The sequence below is a fragment of the Corynebacterium sp. HMSC034E11 genome, assembly GCF_001835905.1.
In the GTDB taxonomy this organism is placed as follows: domain Bacteria; phylum Actinomycetota; class Actinomycetes; order Mycobacteriales; family Mycobacteriaceae; genus Corynebacterium; species Corynebacterium coyleae.
Genome location: NZ_KV826394.1, coordinates 312477 through 331780, shown reverse-complemented (window position 1 = coordinate 331780; position 19304 = coordinate 312477). Strand labels below are relative to the sequence as shown.

General features: G+C 61.7%; 20 protein-coding genes. 15 read left to right on the top strand and 5 right to left on the bottom strand.

The window, feature by feature from the left end:
* Positions 1–4 precede the first annotated feature (4 nt).
* From ilvA to HMPREF2690_RS05580, 4 genes are read left to right on the top strand one after another with little or no spacing between them, the layout of a single operon-like run.
* The gene (gene ilvA, locus HMPREF2690_RS05595; protein ID WP_070483955.1) at positions 5–1288 is read left to right on the top strand and encodes a threonine ammonia-lyase IlvA; all 1284 of its coding nucleotides are present in this window, start codon (positions 5–7) and stop codon (positions 1286–1288) included.
* Positions 1289–1939 (top strand): YigZ family protein, encoded by a 651-nt coding sequence (locus HMPREF2690_RS05590; protein ID WP_070483953.1) that lies wholly within the window; start codon positions 1289–1291, stop codon positions 1937–1939.
* Between the two features lie 11 nt (positions 1940–1950).
* A complete protein-coding gene (locus HMPREF2690_RS05585; RefSeq protein WP_070422217.1) occupies positions 1951–2184 on the top strand; it encodes a hypothetical protein in 234 nt (77 codons plus the stop codon).
* A 4-nt stretch (positions 2185–2188) separates the two neighbouring features.
* On the top strand, positions 2189–2572 hold the full coding sequence (locus tag HMPREF2690_RS05580) for an RNA-binding S4 domain-containing protein (RefSeq protein WP_070570058.1): 384 nt from the start codon (positions 2189–2191) through the stop codon (positions 2570–2572).
* A gap of 6 nt (positions 2573–2578) precedes the next feature.
* On the opposite strand, the gene HMPREF2690_RS05575 is transcribed toward HMPREF2690_RS05580, so the two are convergent.
* The 5 genes from HMPREF2690_RS05575 to HMPREF2690_RS05555 form a co-directional block, all read right to left on the bottom strand.
* The gene (locus HMPREF2690_RS05575; RefSeq protein ID WP_070820353.1) at positions 2579–3610 is read right to left on the bottom strand and encodes a GTP pyrophosphokinase; all 1032 of its coding nucleotides are present in this window, start codon (positions 3608–3610) and stop codon (positions 2579–2581) included.
* A 14-nt stretch (positions 3611–3624) separates the two neighbouring features.
* Positions 3625–4176 (bottom strand): hypothetical protein, encoded by a 552-nt coding sequence (locus HMPREF2690_RS05570; RefSeq protein ID WP_070450928.1) that lies wholly within the window; start codon positions 4174–4176, stop codon positions 3625–3627.
* Between the two features lie 103 nt (positions 4177–4279).
* Positions 4280–5641, bottom strand: coding sequence for an exonuclease domain-containing protein (locus HMPREF2690_RS05565; RefSeq protein WP_070820352.1), 1362 nt, complete (start codon positions 5639–5641; stop codon positions 4280–4282).
* Positions 5642–7831, bottom strand: coding sequence for a glycogen debranching protein GlgX (glgX, locus tag HMPREF2690_RS05560; protein WP_070820351.1), 2190 nt, complete (start codon positions 7829–7831; stop codon positions 5642–5644). It lies immediately after the preceding gene.
* Between the two features lie 39 nt (positions 7832–7870).
* Entirely contained in the window at positions 7871–8428 is a 558-nt protein-coding gene (locus HMPREF2690_RS05555; protein ID WP_070450933.1) for a TetR/AcrR family transcriptional regulator, read from the bottom strand.
* 210 nt (positions 8429–8638) lie between these two features.
* Between HMPREF2690_RS05555 and HMPREF2690_RS05550 the strand changes: the two genes are divergently transcribed.
* From HMPREF2690_RS05550 to HMPREF2690_RS05500, 11 genes are all read left to right on the top strand, one after another.
* Positions 8639–9349, top strand: a complete 711-nt coding sequence (locus HMPREF2690_RS05550; protein ID WP_070422224.1) for a hypothetical protein — start codon at positions 8639–8641, stop codon at positions 9347–9349.
* A complete protein-coding gene (locus HMPREF2690_RS05545; protein ID WP_141761207.1) occupies positions 9349–9870 on the top strand; it encodes a hypothetical protein in 522 nt (173 codons plus the stop codon). Before HMPREF2690_RS05550 ends, HMPREF2690_RS05545 begins: the two co-directional genes overlap by 1 nt.
* A gap of 86 nt (positions 9871–9956) precedes the next feature.
* Entirely contained in the window at positions 9957–10136 is a 180-nt protein-coding gene (locus HMPREF2690_RS05540) for a hypothetical protein (protein ID WP_070483940.1), read from the top strand.
* A 1-nt stretch (position 10137) separates the two neighbouring features.
* On the top strand, positions 10138–11451 hold the full coding sequence (locus HMPREF2690_RS05535) for an MFS transporter (protein WP_070820349.1): 1314 nt from the start codon (positions 10138–10140) through the stop codon (positions 11449–11451).
* 27 nt (positions 11452–11478) lie between these two features.
* Entirely contained in the window at positions 11479–12135 is a 657-nt protein-coding gene (locus tag HMPREF2690_RS05530) for a type 1 glutamine amidotransferase family protein (protein ID WP_070422228.1), read from the top strand.
* Positions 12128–12916: an inositol monophosphatase family protein gene (locus HMPREF2690_RS05525; RefSeq protein ID WP_070422229.1), complete on the top strand. Its 789-nt coding sequence runs from the start codon at positions 12128–12130 to the stop codon at positions 12914–12916. The genes HMPREF2690_RS05530 and HMPREF2690_RS05525 overlap by 8 nt, the downstream gene beginning before the upstream one ends.
* Before the next feature lie 16 nt (positions 12917–12932).
* Complete coding sequence (locus tag HMPREF2690_RS05520) at positions 12933–13598, top strand: TIGR02234 family membrane protein (RefSeq protein WP_070483936.1); 666 nt, start codon at positions 12933–12935, stop codon at positions 13596–13598.
* Between the two features lie 39 nt (positions 13599–13637).
* Positions 13638–14456, top strand: a complete 819-nt coding sequence (locus tag HMPREF2690_RS05515; protein WP_070422231.1) for an indole-3-glycerol phosphate synthase TrpC — start codon at positions 13638–13640, stop codon at positions 14454–14456.
* 18 nt (positions 14457–14474) lie between these two features.
* Positions 14475–15434: a prolipoprotein diacylglyceryl transferase gene (gene lgt / locus HMPREF2690_RS05510; RefSeq protein ID WP_070422383.1), complete on the top strand. Its 960-nt coding sequence runs from the start codon at positions 14475–14477 to the stop codon at positions 15432–15434.
* Positions 15427–16851 (top strand): pyruvate kinase, encoded by a 1425-nt coding sequence (gene pyk, locus HMPREF2690_RS05505; protein ID WP_070820348.1) that lies wholly within the window; start codon positions 15427–15429, stop codon positions 16849–16851. Before lgt ends, pyk begins: the two co-directional genes overlap by 8 nt.
* Positions 16852–16869: 18 nt before the next feature.
* On the top strand, positions 16870–19287 hold the full coding sequence (locus tag HMPREF2690_RS05500; RefSeq protein WP_070820421.1) for an excinuclease ABC subunit UvrA: 2418 nt from the start codon (positions 16870–16872) through the stop codon (positions 19285–19287).
* Positions 19288–19304 lie beyond the last annotated feature (17 nt).

Here is a 19304-nt window from a genome sequence, read left to right as displayed (position 1 = left end):
GGCCATGCGCCCATCTGACACATTCCAAGAGGTCCATGCCGCCGATATCCAGTTCGCGCAGGGAAGGATTTCTTCTGTCATTACTCCGTCGCCGCTGCAGTACTGCCCGCGGCTGTCTCAGCAGTACGGTGCTGAGATTTATCTCAAGCGTGAAGACCTGCAGGATGTGCGTTCGTACAAGATTCGCGGGGCGTACTTTGGTATTTCGCAGCTGACCCCGGAGGAGCGGGAGGCTGGCGTAGTGGCGGCGTCGGCAGGCAATCACGCCCAGGGCGTGGCGTACGCGTGCCGTGCGCTTGGGATTCAGGGCAAGATCTTTGTCCCGAAACCCACCCCGAAGCAGAAGCGTGACCGCATTTTGGTGCACGGCGGTGATGCGATTGAGCTCGTCGTTACGGGCAACACGTTTGACGAGGCTGCCCAGGCTGCGCGCGAAGACGCTGCGGCACGGGGAGCGACGGTGATTGAGCCGTTCGACTCGCGCAATACCGTGGTCGGGCAAGGCACCGTCGCGGCCGAGATCGTCGCGCAATTGTCCAGTATGGGCAAGCAGCTCGACACTGTTCTTGTGCCGGTCGGTGGCGGTGGCCTGATGTCAGGTGTGATGTCGTATGTGGCGGACATGTCGCCGTCGACGAGGGTGGTTGGTGTTGAGCCGGTGGGGGCGTCGTCGTTACGCGCTGCGATTGAGGCGGGCGAGCCGGTGACGCTGGAATCTATCGACCCATTCGTAGACGGTGCGGCGGTGAAGCGGATCGGTGACACTCCCTGGCAGGTGTTCCAAGCACATAAGGATCGTGCAGAGGTGCTTGCTTGCGACGAAGGGGCAGTGTGCACGGAAATGCTCTCGCTGTATCAAAACGAAGGCATCATCGCTGAGCCCGCGGGTGCGCTGTCGGTTGCGGGCCTTGCACAAACGACGATTAAGCCAGGCTCGACCGTCGTTTGCATCATCTCTGGGGGCAACAACGATGTGCTGCGCTACGCGGAGGTCATGGAGCGCTCCTTGGTCCACCGCGGGCTGCGTCACTACTTCCTGGTCAACTTCCCCCAAGAGCCAGGACAGCTTCGCATGTTCCTGCGGGAGATCCTGGGCGAGGAAGATGACATCGTGCTCTTCGAGTACTTGAAGAAGAACAACCGCGAAACCGGTGCGGCGCTAGTTGGCATTGAGTTGGCGCATGCAGAAGACCTGGCGCCCTTGCTGGATCGTATGGAAGCGTCGCCGATCGGCTGCCGTCGCCTCGAGCCTGGCACGCCTGAGTACGACTTCATCGTTGCAGGTTAAATGGTTACTTCTTACGTCCGACCCAAGGCTGGGGAGACAGCCATCCACGAGCTTGAGATCAAACGTTCCAGGTTCATCACCTGGGTGACGCGTGCCACCACTGAGGAGGAAGCGCGCGAGGTCATCCATGCCGCGCGTGAGGCGTACCCGGATGCGCGCCACCATTGTTCGGCGTTCATCGTTCATGTCGACGACGCACAGCCGATCGAGCGCTCTTCCGACGACGGTGAGCCCTCCGGCACGGCAGGAAAGCCGATGCTTGAGGTGCTCAAAGGATCAGGTATGTCCGACATTGTCGCCGTGGTTATTCGCTACTTTGGTGGCATCAAGCTTGGCACAGGCGGCCTTGTGAGTGCGTATACGAACGCGGTGTCTGAAACACTGCCGAGCGTTGTCACCACCACACGTGCCATGCGTGAGCAAGTTGCCGTGGACCTTCCGCATGCTGAAGCCGGCCGAATCGAAGCAGAACTACGCAACGCTGGGGTGGAAGTCGTAGACGTCAAATACGGAGCTGCCGCCACGTACACGCTCGCGTTCGAACCAGGGGAGCGTGAGCGTATCGACGACCTCCTCGCCGCCGCCACCCAAGGCCAAGCAGAAAGCAAAACGCTCGGACCACGGTGGGTCGAGTTGTCTACTTCGCGCTAGAATTGCATGCCATGACTATGCAGCCGCGCCCAAACAACCCGATCGACCAACGAAAAGCCGCCGTGCGCAAATACTCGCGCGACGCGCTGGTGTGGGCCGGCGGCGGCCTCGCCGGCGGCATCGCGTTCGGTCTGCTGATGCAGTCCTGGACGATCCTGGTGCTTGGGCTCGTCATCGGAGTTGCGGGTGGTTTTGTGAATTGGAACAAGGTCCAAAAGATCGTCAATCACCAGGACCGTTACTAGCGCCTTGATCGAACCGTCAGGCAAAGCCGTCCGTATCGACGCCTGGCTGTGGGCCGTGCGGATCTTCAAAACACGCAGCCAGGCCGCCGAAGCCGTTCGTGCTGGGCACGTCAAGATCGGTGGCAAGGCAGTCAAACCTGCCGTCCAGGTCGTGCCGGGAGACACGGTGCGGGTATGGAAGAACCACCACGAGTACATTCTCGAGGTTACGGCGACGGTGTCGAAGCGCGTTGGCGCCCCGGTGGCGCGCACCTGCTACATCGACCACAGTCCGCCACCACCACCGCGTGAACTCTTCGCGGCACCTCCTGTGCGCGATCGCGGAACTGGGCGCCCCACGAAGAAGGAACGCCGCGAAATCGACCGCCTCATGGGGCGGCGTAACTAAACGCAGCTAATCGATGCTGCTGCGCAGCCGGGCTAGACGGCCGTTCAGACGCTCGCGGCGCACCTCTGGGCGGTTTCCCGAATCCCAGGTTTTCTCGATGTGTTCGGTGCCGAACCGGTTGAGCAGCAGATCGTCGATAATGCGCACTTGCCCCGGGACGAATGAGTAGTTCATCGAGTTGGAGACAGCCTCGATGTCTGCCGGGTTGGTCAGGTCCGCAACGTCCGAGACAAGCTCAATGCCGTGGGCACGCAGCAACTCGGTGAGGAAGCGGTAGTCGCCCGCGCGTGAGAGCGGAAACTGGCTGCCAAGCAACACGGTCAGAATGCCCGGCAGTGTCTCAGGCGAGATTTCGGTGTCCACGTCGGTGTGCACCTTTTCCTGCGGGTCTGCCAAGGTTGAAATTTGGTCAAACTGCTGATCGGCTAGCTCGATAAGCCCTGCGGCGAGGGTGAACGCGCGGTCCACCTGCGGGTCGAGTTTTTCCGCTGAGCGTTTGTACCTGATGTCGTGCTCAAACTCCGCCCACGCATGCTGCAGCACTGTACGAATCTGCACCTCGAAGACTTGGCCGACGAACTCCTCAAGGCCCTCGGATTGCTCCTCAACACGGACGACAAGGTGGTGCGAGCCGTAGCCGAAGTTGCCGGCGACTCGGGTTTCTTCGGCTTTGTCCACGCTGCGCAACACCTCAAACTCGTCGGCGAGCAGGCGCTGCACTGCAGGGATCTCGGTCGAGTGCAGCACGGTGATTCGGGCGCCGATGATGTCTTTGATGTCGTGCCACGGGTCGGGGTAGAGCAACTCACCGTCGCGAGTTTTGCGGGCTTTTTCCTTCAACGAGGTCCAGGACTTTACTCGTGCATCTACGCGGTCGAAATTCACGCCGGCATCGCGCATGAGTTCATGGAGGGCGTGGCGGAAGGTCATCGCCACGTCCTCGTGTGCGTTTACCCAAGCGAAGTAGGTGGAGCCGAGACGTGCGATTGTGTCGTCAGCTTCCTTGTTTCGCTTGGCCGGTTGTTTTGAAGTGCTCATGTCGGCGGGTGAGCTTACCCGGAAACTGGTGGATCGTGCATTAGCGGGAAGCCGACCGAGTATGTCATCAGCGCGCCGCGCCCCAGGATGTCGCGGACGTGATGCAGCGGTGCGTCGAAGATAAACAGTTCCTGGTCGTCGCGGGTGGCGTAGACCAGCTCGTGGTGGGGGTCGAGCACCGTCTGGAAATGGCGGTGCATCACCGTAAACGTTTTCGGGTGAGCGAGCCACGCGGTGGGTGGCACACCGTGTCCACCTACCTCTAAACCGGGCGGAAGGCCGGTCTGCTCCAGCGCGGCAGCGGGATTGCGCACCAAAAACTCGACGCCCGTGTCGACGAGCGCCCGCTTCGCCAACCGGTCAGCGGCACCATTCCAGAGCTGGTTCATGCTCGGCGTGAGCTCACCGATTTGTTGGTGGGTCAGCGCCGGACCGTCGTCGACGGTAAAGACACACACCAGGCGCGGTGCAAGGTTGATAAACGCGGTCGAGGCCGAAAAGCCAGGCGTGAGCCAGGAACGTGACGACGACGATGGCGCGACGTCGTCGCGACGCGCCAGCCGCAATTCAATAGCATCTTGGTGGACAGGGCGGGGAAGAGTTTCTACTACGTACATACTCAGTTAGACGTAGCCAACACCGCCCCGGTTCCATCCGAACCAAAACTTTTTACAGACCGAGTACCTCGAGGAGTTTCGGGGCCTGCCAAATCTGAATGTCCTGGCCCTTTTCCTGCAGTTCGCGGGCTCGCTTTTCCTTCGAGGTCACACTCGACCATTCGCCGACAACCAAGATGGTCGTTTTCTTGGTGACGTTCTTGCCCACCTGCGCGCCCTGCTTCGCAATCGCGTCCCACAACTCGCCCTTATCGTGCGGTTCGAACTCACCGGTTAAGGTGACGTGCTCGCCGTAGAGAGGAGCGTTCGGGTCGGCTTGAGCATCTGGCTCCGGCACGGTGTCCGGGGTGGCCACCGACTGCCACGGAGCGGGTTTGCGCTCCTTCTTCACCGGCCCGGCCTGGTTGGAACCACGTGGCTCGGCGGTGGCGGCAACGGCAGCAGCGACACCACCTTCGGCGACCTGCTTCGCCTGCACCGCGCGGCCGGCACCGGAGCGGTCGCGGAGGACAGGGGTGACGCGGGCGTCGTCGATCGATCCGAGCGTGAACCCGGTGTCGTGGATGAAGCTCATCAGGCTGCCAGTGTGGCCGGCCTCCCGGGCGAGACCAACCATCACACCGGCGCACGCAGCGGCATCTTCGCAGGCATCGTGGTGGTTGTCCAAGGAAACGCCGAAGTGCTGCGCAAGGGTTGGAAGCTTGTGGTTTGCCACATCCAGCTTGGTAGCGCGGGCCTGTGCCAACGTGCACGCGAACAGCATCTTCGGGACGGCGATGGAGGAGGCCAAGCAAGCATCGCGAAGTGCGGCGGCATCGAACTGTGCGTTGTGCGCGACAAGGGGTAAATCCCCGACAAAGGTGGTCATTTCCGCGATACAGTCGCGCACGTCTGGGGCATCAGTGACATCCTCAGCAGAAATGCCGTGGATAGCAACGTTGCCGGATTCGAACTCGTCTAAACCGGCAGGCGGCTTACATAACCAAGACTTTCGCTCGACCTCTTCGCCGTCGACAATCTTGACCAACCCGATCTGACAGATCGAGCCCCAGCGACGGTTCGCGGTTTCCACATCGAAACCGACGAAGGAGAAGCCAGGAATGCCTGCTCCGCCGTCGGCGGTAGCGGTGGTGGGGGCCTTGCCGTGCTTGGCGTCGTCGAGAAGCGTGCGCAACTTCTTTGCGCCATCGACGTCTCCCGGTGCGAACCAGACGGTCAGCGGAGCACCGGTGGTGGCAACATCCACTTTGGTCGGCGACCATGCGTCACCTTCGGTGATATCCACGCCGGTGATATCCGCAATACTGACGGTGCGGTCCGAGGAGTCGCCGCGCAGCGAGGCGAGGAGGGCAGTTGGGGTCACGGTGAGGGCGTCGTTGGTCACAGTCAACGTTGCACCATGAGCGGAAATCATTTAGGCGTTGCCTTCCTTTCGGCCCGCTCCAGCGGGCGGTTGCGTACGGCGCAGCACCACGGTCGAGCGCTGGCCGACGGTGACAGTCGAATCCGGACCGATGGGCTGTGCGCCTTCACGGTAGCCGAGGGGGCCAGTCGTATCGACGACGATCTCCCACTCGTCACCAAACCTCGCGCCGGGGACTGTGAAGTCGATGTCCTCATAGTGGGCGTTGAACATCAGGAGGAAGGAGTCGTCCACGATGCGCTGTCCTCGACTATCGGGCTCGGCGATGGCTTCGCCATCGAGGTGAACCATAAGTGCACGGCCGAAGGCGGCGTTCCAATCGTCTTGTGTCATGAGACGGCAGTCGGGGGTGAGCCAAGCGATCTCTCGGCCGTGTTCGTCGTCGCCAAGCGCACCGCCCTCGAGGAACCTGCGGCGGCGAAACACCGGATGATCTCGGCGCAAAGCGATGAGCCGACGCGTGAATTCGTGCAGGTCTGCTGCGCTTTCAAGGTTGGACCAGTCCATCCAAGCCGTCTCGTTGTCCTGGCAGTACACGTTGTTGTTACCGCCCTGGGTGCGTGCGATCTCGTCGCCGTGAGCGAGCATCGGGGTGCCCTGAGATAGCAAGAGTGTGGTCAGGAAGTTGCGGCGCTGCCGTGCGCGCAGGTCGAGCACCACAGGGTCGTCCGTGTGGCCCTCCACACCACAGTTCCAGGACCGGTTGTGGTTCTCGCCATCGCGGCTGTCTTCGCCGTTGGCTTCGTTGTGTTTGTCGTTGTAGGACACCAGATCATTCAGGGTGAACCCGTCGTGGGCTGTGATGAAGTTGATCGACGCGGTAGGGCGGCGCCCGTTGTGCTGGTACAGGTCCGATGAGCCGGTGAGGCGCGAGGCAAACTCACCGAGCGTGGAATCTTCACCGCGCCAAAAGTCGCGCATGGTGTCGCGGTATTTGCCGTTCCACTCGCTCCACAGGGCAGGGAAGTTACCTACCTGGTAGCCGCCTTCGCCCACATCCCACGGTTCAGCGATGAGTTTGACCTGGCTCACCACCGGGTCCTGTTGAACCAAGTCGAAGAAGGTGGCCAGACGGTCCACGTCTGAAAACTCGCGCGCGAGGGTCGAGGCGAGGTCGAAGCGGAACCCGTCGACGTGCATCTCGGTGACCCAGTAGCGCAGCGAATCCATAATCAACTGCAGGGAGTGCGGGTAGCGCACGTTCAGTGAGTTTCCGGTGCCGGTGTAGTCCATATAGAGGAACCGGTTGTCGTCGACAAGCCTGTAATACGCCTCGTTATCAATGCCACGAAACGCAATTGTCGGGCCCATGTGGTTGCCCTCCGCGGTGTGGTTGTATACCACATCCAGGATCACCTCGATGCCGGCCTCGTGGTAGGCGCGCACCATCTGTTTGAACTCGGCCACGGCATCGCCAGGGGCAGAGGAGGAGGCGTAGCTGTGCTCCGGGGCGAAGAAACCGAACGTGTTGTAGCCCCAGTAGTTGCGCAACCCGAGTTTGAGTAGGCGGTCGTCTTGCAAAAATTGGTGCACCGGCAGCAACTCAATCGAGGTCACACCAAGGTCGGTGAGGTAATCCACCATTACCGGGTGCGCCATACCCGCATAGGTGCCGCGCAACTGCTCAGGAATGCCCGGGTGGGTCTGTGTCATGCCCTTGACATGGCACTCGTAGATCACCATCTCCTCATCAGGGATCTTCGGCGCGCGGTCGTCGCCCCAGTCGAAGAACGGGTTGATCACCACCGACAACATCGTGTGGCCGAGCGAGTCTTCTTCATTGCGACCGGTACCAGGTTCTTCTGCGTTGACGTCGTAGGAAAACAGCGAGGAATGCTGATCAAACTCCCCATCAAAGGCGCGCGCGTACGGGTCCACGAGCAGCTTGCTGGGATCGCAACGCTTGCCGTCGGCCGGGTCCCACGGCCCGTGCACGCGGTAGCCATAACGCTGACCTGGGCCAACACCGGGCAGGTAAGCGTGCCAGACATGGTTATCCACCTCGTCGAGGGAGATACGCGTTTCGGCGCCGGTGTCGTCGATAAGACAAAGCTCAACTGCATCAGCAACCCCCGAAAACAGTGCAAAGTTCGTCCCCGCCCCATCAAACGTCGAGCCCAGCGGATGTGCGGAGCCAGGCCAGACTTGCTGCTGCAGATCCGGATGCGTCGTCTCAGTCATGCTGCCCGAGCATAGTGCACCCGCTCGACACTGCCCGGGCTACGAATGCAGCGCCAAACCGTCCAGCAAAAACTTCACGGCCGCAGCATGCATCTGCGCAGAATCGTCTTCGTACGTGTCCGAAACACTGCCGGTCGCTTCCGCAAGTTGTGTGCTCGCTTGGTGCACGGCGGCATCCCCAAGCGTCAAATGCAACAGGCCGAGAGCCACAGCACGCATCTCGCTTGACGACGACCCCTCACCCGAATACTCACGCACCGACGCAATAAACAATTCCGACAACTGGGCGCGAACCTCAGCGTCCGGCTGACTCACTGCAGCCACAAGCACCTCTGCGCCATCGCGGATGCCGAGCACCGCTTCCCGCAGCGCGCGACTTAGCTCAGCTGGGTCGGCAACTGGATCGCTCATGAGAGGGCGCACAATATGCTCCGCCAACGACGCGAGCAACTCCTGCTTGTTGGCGATATGCCAGTACAACGCGCCGGGGGCGACGCCCAGCGACGACGCCACACGCCGCATGGAAACATCAGCCAAACCGTACCCAGACAGCAGCTCAAGCGCCGCCTGCGTGATGCGCTCGCGAGACAATTGCATGACACACCACCCTAGACCGAAGTGGCCGAAACATGGGTTTACGTGACTTCACAGGAACCATTCAGAACAATAGTACGGACGTTCAACCGTCAGGTAAGCGTTGCGTTGGTACTCTTTGGGACGAACGTCCCGTCGTGGCGCCAATCCACGCCCAAGACGGTTGCCCGCGTCCAGCGAACGGATGGGGTGAAACTAGGAAGGTAGTCAAAGATGAAAATGAACACTACGTCCGGCATGGCAGCATGCGTAGCTGCAGCAATGCTCGTACTTCCGCTTTCGGCATGCGGATCCTCCGACGAAGGCAAGTCCGGAGGGCTGTCCACCGCTGCTGAGGCTGCTCCGGCCGATACGGCTGTCGAGTCCACGGTGTCCGAGAATGCCGATAAGAGCGAAGGAAAGAAGGACGACGCAAAGAAGGACGAGAAGAAGGCAACCGCCACGACTTCGAAGAAGAAGGAGTCGAAGGAAGAGGGCGGCAACCAGGGCGAGGCGCCGACCCTTGCCAATCCGTTTGAGAACGGCATGCCGGAAAACACCAACCAGCCGCTCGAGGGCGCACAGGAAGGTACCGACGAAGACCGCAAGCAGATGGAAGACACTGCACGTGCTGTGCTTAACCCGGGTTCTTTCGCTGACTGGACCCGCACCATCTTGGACAATTCCTGTAAGGCAGTCGCTGACCCGATGATGGAGGAACTGGAGCGTCAGGGTCTGACCCTTGAGCAGGTTGAAGAGGCGGGTCGCCTTGCTGAGCAGCAGGGCCAGGCGCTCGAGCTGCCGAAGTCTGAGGTCAGCATTTCCGACGTTCGTGTGGACGGTAACCGTGCGTCCGCCAACCTGACTGCAAAGAACGCAAACGGTGAAGAAACCCAGGTCATGATCTTCGAGAAGGAAGACGGCCGCTGGAAGTTCTGCAACTAGTGATGGGATCTGGTGCAGGGCTGCTCGCGCTAGCCCTGCTCCTCGGTATCGCTGGAGGTTTCGCCTGGGGTGGTCTTCGTCCCGCATACGTCGGCGTGATTACAGAAAGCGGCGGTATCGGGGTCGACGAAGTGGCAAGCCCTGTGAATGTACAGTTCACAGGGTTTGCGTGGTTTGTGCTGCTGGCACTCCTGCTCGGGGTGGTGCTTGGCGCCGTGGGGTGGCGCAGCGTGCGCCGCGGCAGGGTCGGCGGTTCTGTGTGGTGGATGCTGTGGATCATGACCGTTGCCGTACTCGGCGCGATCTCGATCTACTTGTTTGGTGACTGGTTGAGCCTCAAACTGCACCCCAGGCCTACCCACGATGTCTTGGAAACCGGATCGAGCTTCACGTTTGTCCCGCCGGTTTCGCCGGGGGTCGGGTGGGCTGTTGCGCCGCTGACAGCTGGTCTGGTGTTTTGGATCGGCAACCTGCGCGCCTATGCGCGTGAACCACGCGGGGATGACGACAGCCGTCTGTAAGGCCCCGAACGGCCGGAATCGGACTGCGTCGTTACACTGACGGCGTACACAGCTTGAACGCGCCAATAACGCAGGAGGTTCGCCCAGTGGCAGGTGCCGGAAACACATTCTTCATTCTTTTGCTGTTCCTCCTTGCAGGCATCCTCGTCGGTGGAGTGTGGTCGTCGTATCAGAACGGCTCCTCAAGAGCGGTGACTGCCGTCCTCGCGCTTCTTGCAGTTATGGCAGCCCTAGGTGGTGTGCTGATGTTGGTGGAGGTGATGTGAGATGTTCGGAGTTCGGCCCCTTACCCGCGACGAGGTTGATTCGCTAACCAATGTGTGGCGGGCCCGTGGTTTGATCCCGGTGCTCGTCGCCGTTGCATCCGCCTTCGCCGCCTGGTCGCTTCTGTTGCCGGTAGTGCCCACAGCCGTCATCGATGCCGGACAGTCTGCATCCCTTGCCGGGCTGTCCACTGGTGTGTTCATGCTGGCAACAGTGCTCACACAAGTTTGTACACCGTGGGCTCTGCGGAGGTTCGGCTACAGCATCATCATGGCAGTGGCCTCAATGCTTCTGGGTATCCCGGCGTTGGGGTACATCATCGGCATGGATGCAGCGCCGCTGCTGACGGTTAGTGCGATTCGTGGCATCGGCTTCGGTGCATTGTCCGTGGCTGAAGCGGCGATTATCGCGGAGCTGGTACCGCTGCGCCTGCTCGGCAGTGCCACGGGAATTTTCGGTGGTGTTGTCGGCCTTGCTCAGATGATTGCGCTGCCATCGGGCTTAGCCCTGGTGGACAGGATTGGGTACGACGCCGTGTATATTATCGCCGCATCGATCGGTGGCATCTCGCTCATTGCCTGTGCGGCGATCCCTGCTATTCCACCACCGGATCCCGAGCCAGAGACCACAAACATGGTCCATGTGCCCATGTGGCATCTGGTGCTCGTCCCGGCACTCGCGTTGATGTTTGTGACCACTGCTTACGGTGCGATCACGAACTTCCTGCCGGTCTCCATGCGCGAGCTCGACCCTGCCACGGGTGCCGCGATGGGTGGCGTAATGCTCGGCGTGATGAACTTTGCGTCGATGATCTCGCGCTACACGGCAGGCAAGATCATGGACCGTCGTGGGCAGCCCGGCACCGTGCTCATCCCATGCCAGGTCCTTTGTGCACTCGGCGTGTTGCTCATGGCTGCCATCTTGGCGCTTGAGCTACCGGTGTGGACCATGCTGCTGGCCGCCCTGTGTTACGGCGCAGGCTTCGGCGCGGTGCAAAACGAGGCACTGACCATGATGTTCTACCGCCTGCCGCGCTCGAAGACCTCGGAAGCTTCTGCTATCTGGAACATTGCTTTCGACGGCGGAACTGGCCTGGGTTCTACCTTCTACGGCATGCTCATTGCCACGATGGCGTTCGCGCCGATGTTCGGCATCGCCTCCGGTGTCATCGCGATTGGGCTGATTGTCACGTTGCTTGACCGTCAGTTGGGCCGCCACCGTGTGGTGGAAGTTAACAATCTGTCGGCTCGTTTGAAGGCTGTGCAGGCGCCGCGTCGTTATCCGTCGAAGAATAAGAAGCAGCCGAAGAACCAGTAATCGGGGGAGCGGATACACTACGCAACCATGACGAACACCCCGGCAAGCCCGACAGTCGCGGTACTTGATTACCTCGGCAGTGAGACCACCACCAGCCTTGTCAGTGCTTTGGTGAATGCAGGTGCTGATGCTTTTGCCACCACTGACCCCGACAAGGCTGTGCAGGCAAGCGGTCTTGTCCTGCCTGGTGGGGCATCGTTTGCAGACGCTGCTGCGGCGATCAAGCGCATCAAAGGGGATCGCATCGTAGGCCAGCGTCTGGCAGGGGGTAGGGCACTGCTTGCGGTCGGCACTGGAATGCACGTGCTTTTCGACGACGCCGTGACCGGCAGCCGCACCACACCAGGCCTTGGGGAGTGGCCGGGCCAAGTTGTGGAGGCAGCATTTGAAGCGGGGGAGTACCCCGTCGTGGCGGCAGATGGTTCGAAGCTGCTGGCCGGAATTGTTGGAGACGTGTTCTTCGACGCGCCACAAGCCGTGAAGTCGTTCCCGTTGGCAGAGGATGACTTCATCGCCTACCCGAAACTGTCTTGGGCAGACATCAACGGCGAGCGCATCCTTGCCGCTGTAGAAAATGGGCCATTGTGGGCGATGGCGTTCGACCCAGCCATGTCCGGTGAGGTTGGTGTGAGCGTGCTGGGCAACTGGGTGCAGCAGCTGCAGCCGGAGGTGTCTCATGCATAAGCCGGCGGAGCTGCTTGATGCTGCATTGTGCGCGGTTGATGAGGCGCGTGAGGTATTCGTCGACAAAGTGGGGGCTGCTCCTGCACTGCGCAAGGGGGCCGGCGACTTTGCCACAGAGGCTGATCTGATCATTGAGAAGCTGTTGCGCAAGCGTCTGACGGACACGACTGGCATTGCGGTGTACGGCGAGGAACAAGGCGGGTCGTTTGATCCGGAGGCGTGCTGGGTTGTTGACCCGATCGACGGTACGTCGAACTACTCGTCCGGCAATCCGAACTGCGCCATCCTGTGCACGCTGCTGCTTGGTGGAAAACCGGTCGCAGCGATTACCGATGCGCCGCTGCTGAACATGCGCCTCACCGCGGTCGATGGCGAGCCCGTGCACCTCAACGGCAACGCCTTGCCACCGGTTGGTGCGCTGACTTCCGCTGCGGAGCAGGTCGGGATTGGCTCGTTGGCCTCGGCGGATAGGCAGCGATACCCAGCATCGTTCCGTCTCGACTTGGCAGGCGCACTCACGGATTCGCACCTGCGGCCGCGCATCAGCGGATCGGTCGGCGTTGACCTGGCCTTCGTCGCGCAGGGGATCTACCAGGCTGCGGTCAGTTTTTCCCCGCACATCTGGGATAACGCAGCTGGTGTGTTGTTGGCACGCAGTGCAGGGGCGAACGCAAGCGCGTTTGATGGTTCGGAATGGACTCCGACCACCGCCGGTGTGGTTATCGGTACACCGCATGCGCATCGTACTGTGCTCGATGCGATCCAGATGGTTGCAAAGTAGCGGAAGGACGCTTCAGATGAAGAAGAACAAAACCGGTGCACTGCTGCTCGGTGTGGCGGGTGCGGTGATGTGGGGCTTTTCCCGCATGGACTGGGTGACCGCGAAGTACAACGACGACCTCTCCGGCGAAGGTGTAGCAACCATCACCGGCGCGGAGTGGTCCACCGAGATCACCGCAGTGGCGGTGCTGCTGCTCGCCGGTGCGATTGCCGCGTTTGCGTTGCGCAAGGTCGGTCGTCGTGTTATCGGCGGAATTTGCGCGCTCGCCGCCGCTGCTGCTGTCATCCCAGCAGCAGCGCTTCTGGCGCGTGGTGCTGACCATGAGCGTATCCACGCCATCTTGACGGCAGGGGCGGAACAGGCAGCCACGGATACGTCCTCCGCTGCTATTGCGAACTGGGCGGAGATCACCGCCGCCGACGTTGCTGTGGTAGGCCCAGTACTCACGATCGTGGGATGTGTGCTGGGGGTGATTGGCGGTGCGATGCTCGTCGTCAAGCCTGGCGAGGATGCGCCGAAGCAACACAAATACGAGAAGGAAGCTGTGCGCAAAGAAACCATCCGTCACGACCTGAAAGAGGAGCCGGATTCCGGACGCGTGATGTGGGATGCGCTCGACGCGGATATCGACCCGACCGAAACTGGTGACGAGGATTTTCGTCCTACGCAGGGCAACCGCTAACCTATAGCGCTATAGGCCGTATCACCTGGAGGTAGGCGCATGTCGGCACCGAGCGCAGTATCAAACGTTGTCGCTGGTGTGCTCCGTGATGTCGAAAAACGCGAAGCGGTCGTGCCGTTCCAGGAAATCAAGGCCCGCTCGCGCGACATGCCCCCAACCCGCGATGCTAAAGCAGCACTTTTGCGCCACGGCTGCGGGGTCATCGTGGAGATCAAACGCAACTCGCCAGTTTTTGGCCCAACCGCGGTAGGCAGACGCTCGATCGAGTCGGTTGCCCAAGACATCGAGCGCGGTGGCGCCCACCTCATCGCTTGCCAGACAGAGCGGCTGCGTTTCGACGGCTCCCTGGCAGATCTGGCCAACGCCCGCGCAGCCGTAAGCCTGCCGATGGTGTGTCGCGATGTCATCGTCGACCCGTACCAGATCCACGAGGCCCGCTGCTACGGCGCCGACATGCTCCCGCTGCAGGTAGGCATCCTCGAACAGCCGCGCCTGGAGGCACTGCTGGACCGAGTGGAATCGCTGGGCATGGTCGGTGTGGCCGAGGTGCGCACGCCAGCGGAGGCGGATCGGGCCCTTAAGGCCGGCGTGAGTGTGATCGCGGTGAACTCCTGGACCTTTGACACCAACGACCTCAACCGCAACGCCTTTGCGGATATCGCGCCGGGGCTTCCCACCGAAGTGATCAAGATCAGCCTGGGTGGTGTGACCACTCCGCGTGACCTGATGGACGCCGCCGCGTGTGGTGCGGATGCCGTGTTGGCAGCGGAGGCTGTGATGGCGTCTGGCGATGTGTACGAGGCAACCCGCTCTTTGGCGGCCGCGGGACAGCACCCAGCCTGTCCATCGCGGAATTAAACTGGCACACTGTTGGGCGTGCAAACAACACTTCTGGCAAACATTCCTTCCCCGCCGCAGGGGGTGTGGCAGCTCGGACCGATTCCGATTCGTGCCTATGCGCTGTGCATCATGGCGGGCATTGTTGTCGCGCTGTTGATTTCCCTGCGTCGCTACAAGGCCCGCGGTGGTAATCCGGAGACGATCTGGGATGCAGCGATCGTGATTATCCCGACCGGCATTATCGGCGGGCGCCTTTACCACGTGATCACGGATTACGATAAGTACTTCGGTGAGGGCAAGAACCCGTGGAAGGCCTTCGACATCACCTCGGGTGGGTTGGGCATCATCGGCGCAGTCGCGCTGGGAACCCTGTGCGTGTGGGTGATGATGCGCCGCAAGGGCCTTCCGTTCGCGCCACTTGCGGATGCAGTTGCGCCGACGGTGATTCTTGCCCAAGGCATCGGCCGGTTGGGCAATTACTTCAACCAGGAGCTCTATGGGGCCGAAACCAATGTGCCGTGGGCGCTGGATATTTACTACCGCGTCAACGAGGCGGGGGAGTTCGCGCCGCTGACCGGCCGGTCCACCGGTGAGGTGATCGCGAGCGTGCACCCGACGTTCCTCTACGAGCTGATCTGGAACGTTGCGGTGTTCTTCCTGCTCATCTGGATTGACCGCCGCCGGCGCCTTGGCCATGGCAGCGTGTTTTGGCTCTATGTCGCGGGTTATACCCTTGGCCGGTTCTTCATCGAGCTGATGCGTAGCGACGAAGCCACGCTCATCCTCGGCCTGCGCGTCAACACCTGGATGACCGCAATCTTGTTCATCATCGCGGTGGTGATGTTCATGCGCACACCGAAGGGGCGCGAGACCCCGGAAGAGGTCGATCCGGATTACAACGCACCGTCCACGGCAGAAGAGGACAATCCGGAGTACCGTGTTGCGGTGGAAGACACGCGAGAAGCCTACGAAGGTGAGGTTGGAAAACGTGGATAGGAAAACGAAGATCGTTTGTACGCTCGGTCCCGCTGTGGCCAGCAAGGATGCGATCTTAGGACTCGTGCGCGACGGCATGGATGTCGCGCGCCTGAACTTTTCGCACGGCGATTACCCGGATCACGAGCAGAATTACCGTTGGGTGCGCGAAGCCACTGATGAGACCGGCCATGCGGTCGGCATTTTGGCGGACTTGCAGGGCCCGAAGATTCGCCTTGGCCGCTTTGAAGGCGACGGCAAAACCTACTGGGAGACGGGCGAAACCGTCCGCATCACCGTCGACGATGTTGTAGGTACGCACGACCGTGTGTCTACGACGTACAAGCAGCTGGCCAAGGATGCGAAGCCGGGGGATCGTTTGCTTGTCGACGACGGCAAGGTCGGCCTCGTCTGCACCGACATCGACGGCAACGACGTGGTCTGCCGCGTCACCGAAGGCGGCCCGGTGTCGAACAACAAGGGCGTGTCGCTTCCCGGTATGGACATCTCCGTGCCTGCGCTGAGCGAGAAGGACAAGGAAGATCTGCGGTTCGCGCTGAAGCTCGGCGTGGACATTATTGCGTTGTCGTTCGTCCGTTCGCCGTCTGATGTCGACCTCGTGCACGAGATCATGGATGAGGTCGGCCGGCGCGTGCCGGTCGTCGCAAAGCTGGAAAAGCCCGAGGCTGTCGACGCGTTGGAGTCCATCATCCTTGCATTCGACGCGGTGATGGTCGCTCGTGGTGACCTGGGCGTGGAGATCCCGCTCGAGCAGGTGCCGGCTGTGCAGAAGCGTGTGATTCAGATCGCGCGTGAGAATGCGAAGCCGGTGATCGTCGCAACGCAGATGCTCGATTCGATGATTGAGAACTCCCGCCCCACCCGTGCGGAGGCCTCCGACGTAGCCAACGCGGTGCTCGACGGCGCGGATGCCGTGATGCTGTCCGGCGAGACATCCGTCGGCGTAGATCCACACAACGTGGTGCGCACCATGAGCCGCATCGTGCGCTCCGCTGAGACTATGGGCAACGTTCCGCCGCTGAACCACATTCCGCGCACCAAGCGTGGCGTGGTGTCCTACTCGGCGAACGACATTGCGCGGCGACTCAACGCGCGTGCCATTGTCACGTTTACGACCTCCGGCGATACTGCACGCCGCGTGGCGCGTCTGCCCCCGGACCTGCCACTACTCGTGTTCACACCGGTGCAGCAGGTGCGTTCGCAATTGGCCATGACCTGGGGTGCGGAGACGTTCCTGTGCGATGAGGTCAACAGCACCGACGAGATGGTCAAAGTTGTGGACAAGCAATTGCTAGCCATGGACCAGTACCACGAAGGCGACACCATGGTGGTTGTTGCAGGCACCCCGCCAGGAGTTGCGGGCACTACCAACACGATCCTCGTGCACCAACTCGGCGAGGACACGCGAAACCCCTAACGCGTTACCCTGGTGGGCATGCCTGAAACACATGCCGGAATCCAAGTACGCGATGCCCACCTACACAACCTGCGCAACGTGGACGTGGATATCCCACGCGGCACTCTCGTTGCGGTGACAGGGGTGTCAGGCTCCGGTAAGTCGTCGCTGGCGTTCGGCACCATCCACGGGGAGGGGCAACGGCGCTACCTGGAGTCGGTGGCGCCGTTTGCGCGTCGCCTGATTGGTTCTGCAGTAGACCCGCAGGTCGGCGCGGTTGAGGGACTGCCGCCGACCGTGGCGCTCGAACAGTCCACCTCCGGGGGCGGGGCGCGCTCGACGGTGGGGACGGTCTCGGCGCTGTCCAACAGCATCCGCCTGCTGTACTCGCGCGCTGGCGATAACCCGAAGGGGCTGTACTCCGACTCGTTTTCGCCCAACACGCCGGAAGGCATGTGCCCGACGTGCCAGGGCACAGGTGTCGTGCACGAGCCAACCGAAGAGTCGATGGTGCCGGACCCGACGCTATCCATCGAGGAGGGCGCGATCCAAGCCTGGCCTGGCGCGTGGGCAGGTAAGAACTTCCACGACATTTTGCAGACGCTGGGCTACGACCTCGATTCACCCTGGCAGGATCTGCCGAAGAAGGACCGCGACTGGATCCTGTTCACCGACGAGCGCCCCGTGGTGACCGTGAAACCCTTGCGCGGTGAGGACCAGATCCAGCGAAACTACAAAGGCACCTGGCGATCTGTGGCGTCGTATCTGACCAGTACACTCGCCGAAACACAGTCCGATACCCTGCGCAAACGCGTGCTGTCCTACATGGAGTCACGCGTCTGCGAGACCTGCCACGGCCGTCGCCTCAACCCGGAAGCACTCAAGGTTACCTATGCTGGCATGCCCATCGACGAGCTCGGCGCCTTGCCTCTCGACCGTGTCTATGAGGTACTCGCGGCACAGAAGCCCTCGGAGGGCTCCGCCGAAGACTTGCTGCTCAAACAGATTTTGCCCGCGGTGCAGTCCGCACTCGACTTGGGCCTTGCGCACTTGAGCCTGGATCGGCCCGCGCCCACGTTGTCCGCGGGTGAGTTGCAGCGCATCCGGTTGTCCTCACAGTTGCGCTCCGGCCTGTTCGGTGTGGCGTATGTGCTTGACGAGCCGTCAGCGGGCCTACACCCGTCCGAGCGTGGTGCGGTGCTGGATATTTGCCGCCGATTCATCGACGCAGGCAATTCCGTTCTCTTGGTGGAACACGACATGGAACTCGTTGCCCAGACTGACTGGCTCGTCGACGTCGGGCCGCTCGCTGGCGAACGCGGTGGTGAAGTGGTCTATTCTGGCCCCACCAGCGAATACTCCGGCGATGCGCCAACTGCCCGCGCGCTTGCCAACCGCAAGCTCTCGCTTAACGACGACCCCCGCGCCGCAACCGGCGAACTTTCCCTGTCCGGTGTCTCGGCCCGCTCCATCGACGGCCTGGATGTGTCGTTTGGGATGGGGCAGTTCACCGCCGTGGCTGGTGTGTCTGGTTCAGGCAAGTCGACGCTGGTCAGCACCGTTCTCGCCGGGGTCCTTCGCGACGCCGCCTCTACCGTTGTTGATGAAGACGATGAGGTGGGACAGGAGGGCGAGTGGGGCGTCGATAAGCATGATGGCTTTGACGCTGTCACCCGCGTCGTGCAAATTACCCAAAAGCCGATCGGGCGCACCCCGCGGTCAACCCTGGCCACCTACACCGGACTCTTCGACGGCGTGCGCAAACTCTTCGCCGCAACCGACGAAGCAAAGCGACGCAAATGGAGCGTGTCGCGCTTTTCCTACAACGTCAAGCAAGGGCAGTGCCCGACCTGCGGCGGCGCCGGCAAGATCGAAGTCGAGCTAGTGTTCCTGCCCGGCTCGTACACCACCTGCCCCGACTGCGGCGGTGCACGCTACAACGACGAAACCCTCGAAGTGACCTGGGAAGGACTCAGCGTTGCGGACGTGCTGGAGTTGACCGTCGACGAAGCCGCGGACGTATTCGCCGACGAACCGAAGATCCTGCGCGCCGTCGAAACTCTGCAAGCCGTGGGGCTGGGGTACCTGCGCCTCGGCCAGGGCGCGCCCGAACTGTCCGGTGGCGAGGCACAGCGCATCAAACTCGCCACCGAGTTGCAGCGCTCCCGCAACTCGCGCCGGGGCCACACCGTGTACCTCCTCGACGAGCCCACCACCGGCCTGCATCCCGCCGACATCTCACTGCTAGTCAAGGAACTCAACAGCCTCGTCGAAGCGGGCCAAACCGTGATCGTGGTCGAGCATGACGTCTCCGTGATCGCGCAGGCGGACCGTGTCATCGAGATGGGCCCCGGCGCTGGCGCAGACGGCGGACAAGTTGTGGCTTCGGGCACCCCGTCAGAGCTCGCAAAGTGCGACACCGCAACAGGGCGCGTGCTCGCCGAGCGGTCGGCATAGTCCCGGGGGCTCGCTGG